The sequence below is a fragment of the Brevundimonas sp. genome (genome assembly GCF_036677305.1).
Classification (GTDB): Bacteria; Pseudomonadota; Alphaproteobacteria; order Caulobacterales; family Caulobacteraceae; genus Brevundimonas.
On record NZ_JAKFEB010000193.1, the window covers coordinates 1 to 7,247 of the forward strand.

The window sequence follows — 7,247 nt, forward strand, 5'->3', positions numbered from 1 at the left end:
CTGCTCCGCGCGGAGGCCGACTACCGGGCCGGGCTCGCCCACGACATCGAGGACCGCCAGCACGAACGCTTCGGCGGCGTGAAGGTCGGCTCGGCGTTCTTCGGCTGGCTGACCGCGATGGGCACCGCCGCGATCCTCACCGCGCTCCTCGCGGCCGCCGGTGCCGCACTCGGGCTCGGCGTCGCGGGCACGCCCGACGAGGCGGCCGACGAGGCGCTGCAGAATGCCGGCACCGTCGGATGGATCGGTGCGATCGCGCTGCTCGTGGTGCTCTTCGTGGCGTACTTCTGCGGAGGATACGTCGCCGGGCGGATGGCCCGCTTCGACGGCCTGCGGCAGGGGCTCGCCGTCTGGGTGTGGGCGCTGGTCATCGCGATCGTCGTCGCACTGGTGAGTGTCGTGCTGGGCAGCCAGTACGACGTTCTCGTCGACCTGAACGCGTTCCCGCGCATCCCCGTGAGCGAGGGCGAGCTGACCCTCGCCGGCATCGTCACGGCCGTGATCGTCTGGCTGTTCGTACGCGAGCCGAAGAAGGGCGGACTCGATCCGGCGCCCGCGAACCCCGCCCCGGCCGAGGCCGCGGCGCCCCGCGCCGGCCTCTGGTCGACCTGCCGGATGTTCTTCGCCAATCCGGTGCTGCGCGGCATGGCCCTGGCCTGCGGCGCGACCCAGTTCGTCACCTACGCCCTGCTCAATTTCGCGACCCTGTTCCTGATGCGCGAGAAGGGCATGACGCTGCAGGAGGTGGCGCTGTGGTACGCCCTGCTGGTCGGCGTCGGCGTCAGCGCCGGGATGTTCCTTTCGGGCCGCCTCATCGATCGTCTGTCGCGGCGGTCGAAGACCGCCTACGCCCTGCTGCCGGCGATCGGGCTGGCGATCGCGGCGCCGTTCTTCGCGGGCTTTGTCTGGGCGCCGACCTGGCAGCTGGCCCTGCTGTTCCTGCTGCCGCCCATGGGCCTGAACTATTTCTACCTCTCGCCCGCCGTGACCCTGGTCCAGGAAGAGGTCCCTCCGCACCAGAGGGTGCTCTCGGGCGCCCTGCTGCTGCTGGTGATGAACCTGATCGGCCTGGGCCTGGGGCCCACCTACCTCGGCGCGGCGAGCGACTGGTTCAGCAAGACCTCGCCCGACAACTCGCTGCAGATGGCCTTCTACACCCTGATCCCCTTCTACGGCGTGGCGATCGTCATGTTCCTGGGCCTCGCGAACAGGATCCGTCGTCAATCCAGACAGGAAGCAAACACATGATCCGCGGCGTTTTCAGCATCCTGGCCGCGCTGGCCCTCCTCGGCTGCGCGCACGTCGAGGCAGCCCGGGCCCAGCCCGTCGTCAGCGCGCCGGCCGGTGCGCTGCGGGGCGAGGCGCTGGATGGCGTGGACGTCTACCGCGGCGTGCCTTACGCGGCCGCGCCGACCGGCTGGCGGCGCTGGCGGCCGCCGGCGGAAGCCCCCCGCTGGAGGGGGACCCGCGACGCCACGCGGTTCGGCGCGGCATGCCATCAACCGGTCGGCCGCAACGCCAGCATCTACGCCGCCGCCGAAGACCCGGTGATGAGCGAGGACTGCCTGTTCCTCAACGTCTGGACCCCGCAGGGCGCCCGGAATGCGCCGGTGTTCGTCTGGATTCACGGCGGCGCCCTTACGGGCGGGGCCAGCAACGAGGCGATGTACGACTCCGCCCGCCTGGCCGTGTCGCAAGGCATGGTGGTGGTGTCGATCAACTACCGCCTTGGCGTCCTGGGCTACATGGCTCATCCGGAGTTGAGCGCCGAGTCCCGGCAGAACGTCTCGGGCAACTATGGCCTTCTGGACCAGATCGCCGCCCTGAAATGGGTCGAGGCCAACATCGCCGCCTTCGGAGGCGACCCGGAGAAGGTCACGATAGCGGGCGAGTCCGCCGGCGCGCTCAGCGTCATGTATCTGATGGCCGCGCCCCAGGCCCGAGGTCTGTTCGACCGGGCGATCGCCCAGAGCGCCTACATGATCTCGACCTCAGAGCTGCGCTCGAGCCGCTATGGCGATCCCCCCGCCGAAGGGGTCGGCTACTGGGTGCAGGGCGTGGTGGCGGCCGAGAACCTGGCGGCCATGCGGGCGATGGATCCCCAGGCCCTGACCATGGCGGCCGCCCAGGCCGGATTCACCCCGCGCGGAACCATCGACGGCTACGTCCTGCCCGAGGAACTGGTGACGATCTTCGATCGCGGCGAGCAGGCGCCCGTGCCGCTGCTGGCCGGGTTCAACGCCGGGGAAATCCGCTCATTGCGGTCCCTCGCGCCCCCGGCCCCGGCGGATGCGGCGACCTACGAGCGGGAAATCCGCGCCCGGTATGGCGAACTGGCCGAGGCCTTCCTGGCCCTCTATCCGTCCAGCGACCTCCCCGGCAGCGTGCTGGCGACGCCGCGCGACGGTCTCTACGGCTGGACGGCGGAACGCCTGGCGCGGCGCCAGACCCGGATCGGCCAGGACGCCTTCCTCTACTATTTCGACCACGGCTATCCGGCGGCCGACGAGGCGGACCTGCACGCCTTCCACGCCTCGGAGCTTCCCTATGTGTTCGGGACGGCGGATCGGACGCCGCCGCGCTGGCCCGCGATTCCGGACACGCCCGTCGAGCGCGGTCTTTCGGCGGCCATGATGGCCTACTGGGGGTCGTTCGCACGAGACGGCGCGCCCAAGGCGCCGGGCCAGCCCGACTGGCCGGCCTATGGAAACACGCAATCCTACATGGCCTTCGAACAGGGGCCGGTGGTGCGCGAGCGTCTGATGCCGGGGATGTACGAACTGCACGAGGCCGTGGTCTGCCGCCGACGGGTCGCGGGCGGGGTGCCCTGGACCTTCAACTTCGGCGTTGTTTCGCCCCCGCTGCCGCCGTCCGCTCCGGCATGCCCATGATCGACGGGGAAATGCAGAGCTATGCCCTGACCCTCGACAAATTCCTCGACCACGCCGCCAGATGGAGTCCGGACAGCGAGGTCGTAACAGCGAGGGACGACGGCGGAACCGACCGGATCGGCTACGCCGGCCTGCGACGTCGCAGCCGCAAGGTCACGGCCGTGCTGCGCGACCTGGGGGTGGAGACAGGCGATCGGGTGGCCACCCTGGCCTGGAACACGCAGGCGCATGTCGAGGCCTGGTACGCCATCATGGGCATGGGGGCGGTGTGCCATACGCTGAACCCCCGTCTGACCGAGATCCAGCTGGCCTCCATGCTGTCGCAGTCAAAGGCCCGCGTGCTGATCGTCAGCGCGGACCTGACGCCCCTGGCGCGCGGTATCGCCGCCTGGACGCCGGCGCTCGAACACATCCTGACCATCGACGCCTCGGGACAGGCCGACGATCATCCTGCGGCCGTCCGGCTCGAGTCCCTGATGGATCGGGCGACGGACGACGTCGAATGGGGCGACTTTCCCGAAACCGCGCCGTGCGGCCTTTGTTTCACCTCCGGAACCACGGGGGCGCCCAAGGGCGTCAGCTACAATCACCGGTCCAGCTTCCTGCATACGCTGCGCCAGCTGCAGGCGGACGTGATGGGGATTTCGGCGGCGGACGGCGTGCTGATGGTCGTGCCGATGTTCCACGCCAACGCCTGGGGCCTCCCGTTCGCGGCGCCCGCGGTGGGAGCCAGGCTTATCCTGCCCGGGCGTGCGCTGGACGGCGCCAGCATCGCTCGCCTGATCAACGCCGAAGGCGCGACCGTCGCGGTGGGCATCGCCACGGTCTGGTTGAACCTGATCGAGCATCTGGAGGCGACGGGAGGCGAGACGCCGACGTTGAAGCGGATCATCGTCGGCGGCGCGCCGTTGTCGCCTGTGTTGATGGAGCGGATAGAGCAACGGCTGGGCGTGACCGTGCAGATGAGCTGGGGGATGACGGAATTGTCGCCCCTCGGAACCTGCGCCCGTCCTGACGATCCCGAGCGTTCAGCGCGGATTTCGGGCCGCCCCGCGATCGGCGTCGATCTGTTGCTGACTGATACCGAAGGATGTCCGCTGCCCGAGCAGCGCGGCGTCGAGGGGCATCTCCACGTGCGTGGATCCGCTGTCGTCGAACGCTATTTCGGCGAGACCGTCCGCGCCACGGACGCAGACGGCTGGTTCCCGACCGGCGATCTGGCCCGGATCGAGCCGGACGGAAACCTGGCCATCACCGGGCGGGCCAAGGACCTCATCAAGTCCGGCGGCGAATGGATCAATCCGGCCGAGATCGAGGCCGTGGTCAACGAGCATCCTTCGATTTCACTGGTCGCGGTCATCGGCAGGCCCGACGAACGGTGGGGCGAACGCCCGTTGCTGGTCGTCCAGACCCGCGAGGCGGAGCCCGTCAGCGACGATGAATTGCTTGCCACCTTGCGCGGGCGGGTAGCGGCGTGGTGGATACCTGATGCGGTCATTCGCCTCGACCAGATGCCCCTGGCTTCGACCGGCAAGATCGACAAGATGCGTCTGAGAGTGAAATATGGCGGCTGCTGAAAAGAAGTCCGGGATCGACGCGGCCTCGCCGCCTCCTGGAGGGTCGGAGGCGTCAAGGACTCGCCGCCGGCCGACCAAGGTCGAACAACGCGCCGACAAGATGGAGCAGATCCTCGATGCGGCGGAATCGCTGTTTTCGATACACGGCCTGTACGGCGTCACGCTGAAGGACGTCGCCCAGCAGGTCGGCGTTCATCACACCCTGCTGAACTACTATTTCACGGACAAGAAGAAGCTGTTCGACGCGGTCGTCGCGCGGCGGGCCGGGGTGACGATCGCTCGCCGGATGGCCGCGCTGGACGCCTATGACGCCGAGACGAAGGGGAAGCCCACGGTGGAGGGCGCCCTGCACGCCTTTCTCGACACCGACCTGGATCTCTACGGCCACGGCGGAGAGCGCTGGAAGAACTACGGCGTGCTGGGCGCCCAGCTTTCCAACACCCGCTACGGCGCGGACCTGATGGATCACCACTTCGATCCCGTCGTGCTGCGCCTGATCGGCCTGCTGAAAAAGGCCTTGCCCGAGTGCGCGGAGGAGGACCTGTTCTGGGGCTACCATTTCGTCACGGCCGGCCTGATGCTGACACTCGCCCGGACAGGCCGGATCGACAGGCTGTCGGGCGGACTGTGCGCGTCCGACGATTTCGACGCGGTCAAACAGCGGATGGCCTCGTTCATGGCGGCCGGCTTCCTCGCCATCTGCCGCGACCGCCAGGGTCGGGCGGGCTAGACCGGCCTGTGCGTCCATCCGCCACGACGATGCGCCCGGAGCTTTCACGCCGCCTTTTTCTTGGATCCTTGACGGCAGCCCTGCCTCGCCTCGGCGGCGTCAGCGCCGATGAACGGCTGGCGGCGGCGGTCGACGCCGCGTTGCGCGACCGCGCCACGTCGGTCCTGGTGGCGAGGGGGCGGGACGTCCTGATCGAGCGCCACGCGCCGGATCCGGATGCGGGCCGTCCCCGGGAAGTGGCGTCCGTCGCCAAGAGCATGGTCGCGATCCTGATCGGCATGGCGGTGGAGGATGGCGCGATCAAGGGGCTCGATCAGGCCGCCTGCGACCACATCCCCGCCTGGCGGAACGACGCGCGGGCGGCGATCACGGTCCGGCATTTGATGAGCATGACCTCCGGGCTGGACGACGCCGGCCTGGCGCTGCGCGGCGTGACGGGAGACCAGTTCGAAATCAACAGCGGGGCGCCCCTGAGGGCACCCCCGGGGAGCCGGTGGGCCTATAACACCGCCGCCTACCATCTGCTGTTCCACCTGCTCGCCCGCGCCACCGGCGAGCGCTTCGAAAGCTACGCCGGTCGTCGCCTGCTTGACCCGCTGGGAATGACGGCGACGTCGTGGATCACCAATGAGGGTGTCGGCGCCGCCGGAAGGGCGACGAACTACTACAGCGCCGTCTCGACCGCGCGCGACCTGGCCCGGTTCGGCGGGCTGATCCTCGAGGCCGGAGGCGGGCTGATCAGCCCCGGGATGGTCACGGCGCTGACCACGCCGTCCCAGGCGCTGAACCCGTCCTACGGCCTCCTGTGGTGGACCAATTCGCGTCCCGGTCTCGACGCCGCAGGACAGGGCTGGGGCCCTCGTTTTCCGAACGCGCCCGGCGATACGGTCGCAGCGCTGGGGGCGGGCGGGCAGGCGGTGATGGTCGTGCCGTCGCGCCGCCTGATCGTGGTGCGTCAAGGCGGCTCGCCGCAGGGGCCTCAGGCGCTCGACGCCCTGCTTCGTTCGGTTCTGGACACGCTCGACGCCGCCTGGGCGGCTCCGGCCAGGGGAGATTGATCATGGCGGACCGTCCGCTCGAAAATCGCACGGCCTTCATCACCGGCGCTTCCAGCGGCCTGGGGCTGCATTTCGCGCACCTCCTTTCCGGCGCGGGCGCGAGGGTCGTTCTCGCCGCGCGTCGCACCGACCGGCTCGCCGCCGAGGTTGCGGCCATTCGCGGCGGGGGAGGCGAGGCCTTGGCGATCGCGCTGGACGTGACGGATTGGGACGCCATAGGTCCGGCGATGGATCGCGCGCAGGCGGAACTCGGCCCCATATCCATCCTGGTCAACAATGCAGGGGTCAGCGGCGACGGCGCGGCGCTGTCGCTGCCGGCCGGGGTGTTCGACCAGACCTTCGACGTCAACGTCCGGGGCGTCTTCGTCGCCGCGCGCGAGGGCGCGAAGCGGATGCTGGACAGCGGCGTGGCTGCTGCGGGCGAAGCGCGCATCATCAATATCGCCTCCATCGCCGGCCTGACCCAGCTGCCCGGCCTCACCGCCTATTGCGCCTCCAAGGCCGCCGTCATTTCCCTGACCCAGGGGTTGGCCCGCGAGTGGGCGAAGCGGCACATCGCCGTCAACGCCATCGCTCCAGGCTATATCGAGACCGAGATCAACGCGGACTGGTTCGCGACCGACGCCGGAAAGGCCCAGATCGAGGGCTTCCCGCGGCGGAGGCTCATGGACGGCGACGCCCTCGACCAGGCGCTGCTGCTGCTAGCGGGGCCCGCGGCCCGGTTCATCACCGGCACGGTCATCACCGTGGATGACGGGCAGTCGCTATAGTCTCGCCGTACCGGCGGAAGCGGGGCCGCGCCCGCGGCGGTGCGACCAGTCTTCCGACAACTTGTCCCAACGGCCGACGGCGGCTCGTTTGTTGGTAAGGATCCCCTGGGCGTCAGAACCGTGACTGGATCAGCAGCCGGACCTGATGCTGCTCCGATCCGTTGCCGACGGAGACCTCGTACTCGAATGAGAAACGGGAACCGGCGAGGGTGAGCACGTCC

6 protein-coding genes are annotated in these 7,247 nt (G+C 69.3%); all 6 read left to right on the forward strand.

The window, feature by feature from the left end; translation table 11 throughout:
* The 6 genes from V6M42_RS11440 to V6M42_RS11465 all read left to right on the forward strand — a co-directional run bounded on the left by V6M42_RS11440 (position 1) and on the right by V6M42_RS11465 (position 7,026).
* Positions 1-1,248 carry an MFS transporter gene (locus V6M42_RS11440; RefSeq protein WP_332678560.1) on the forward strand — a complete coding sequence of 416 codons (1,248 nt, stop codon included), beginning with the start codon at positions 1-3 and terminating at the stop codon, positions 1,246-1,248.
* Positions 1,245-2,891 (forward strand): carboxylesterase/lipase family protein, encoded by a 1,647-nt coding sequence (locus V6M42_RS11445; protein ID WP_332678561.1) that lies wholly within the window; start codon positions 1,245-1,247, stop codon positions 2,889-2,891. The genes V6M42_RS11440 and V6M42_RS11445 overlap by 4 nt, the downstream gene beginning before the upstream one ends.
* Positions 2,888-4,468 carry an AMP-binding protein gene (locus V6M42_RS11450; protein ID WP_332658708.1) on the forward strand — a complete coding sequence of 527 codons (1,581 nt, stop codon included), beginning with the start codon at positions 2,888-2,890 and terminating at the stop codon, positions 4,466-4,468. Before V6M42_RS11445 ends, V6M42_RS11450 begins: the two co-directional genes overlap by 4 nt.
* Complete coding sequence (locus V6M42_RS11455; RefSeq protein WP_442880954.1) at positions 4,455-5,198, forward strand: TetR/AcrR family transcriptional regulator; 744 nt, start codon at positions 4,455-4,457, stop codon at positions 5,196-5,198. The genes V6M42_RS11450 and V6M42_RS11455 overlap by 14 nt, the downstream gene beginning before the upstream one ends.
* 68 nt (positions 5,199-5,266) lie before the next feature.
* Positions 5,267-6,256: a serine hydrolase domain-containing protein gene (locus tag V6M42_RS11460; RefSeq protein ID WP_332678562.1), complete on the forward strand. Its 990-nt coding sequence runs from the start codon at positions 5,267-5,269 to the stop codon at positions 6,254-6,256.
* 2 nt (positions 6,257-6,258) lie between these two features.
* Positions 6,259-7,026, forward strand: a complete 768-nt coding sequence (locus V6M42_RS11465; protein ID WP_332658706.1) for an SDR family NAD(P)-dependent oxidoreductase — start codon at positions 6,259-6,261, stop codon at positions 7,024-7,026.
* The last annotated feature ends 221 nt before the right edge of the window (positions 7,027-7,247 follow it).

Bases quoted from the DNA above. Each gene is read 5' to 3' on its own strand.
- V6M42_RS11455 (WP_442880954.1), top strand. From the start codon at position 4,455: ATGGCGGCTGCTGAAAAGAAGTCCGGGATCGACGCGGCCTCGCCGCCT.
- V6M42_RS11445 (WP_332678561.1), top strand. From the start codon at position 1,245: ATGATCCGCGGCGTTTTCAGCATCCTGGCCGCGCTGGCCCTCCTCGGC.
- V6M42_RS11465 (WP_332658706.1), top strand. From the start codon at position 6,259: ATGGCGGACCGTCCGCTCGAAAATCGCACGGCCTTCATCACCGGCGCT.
- V6M42_RS11450 (WP_332658708.1), top strand. From the start codon at position 2,888: ATGATCGACGGGGAAATGCAGAGCTATGCCCTGACCCTCGACAAATTC.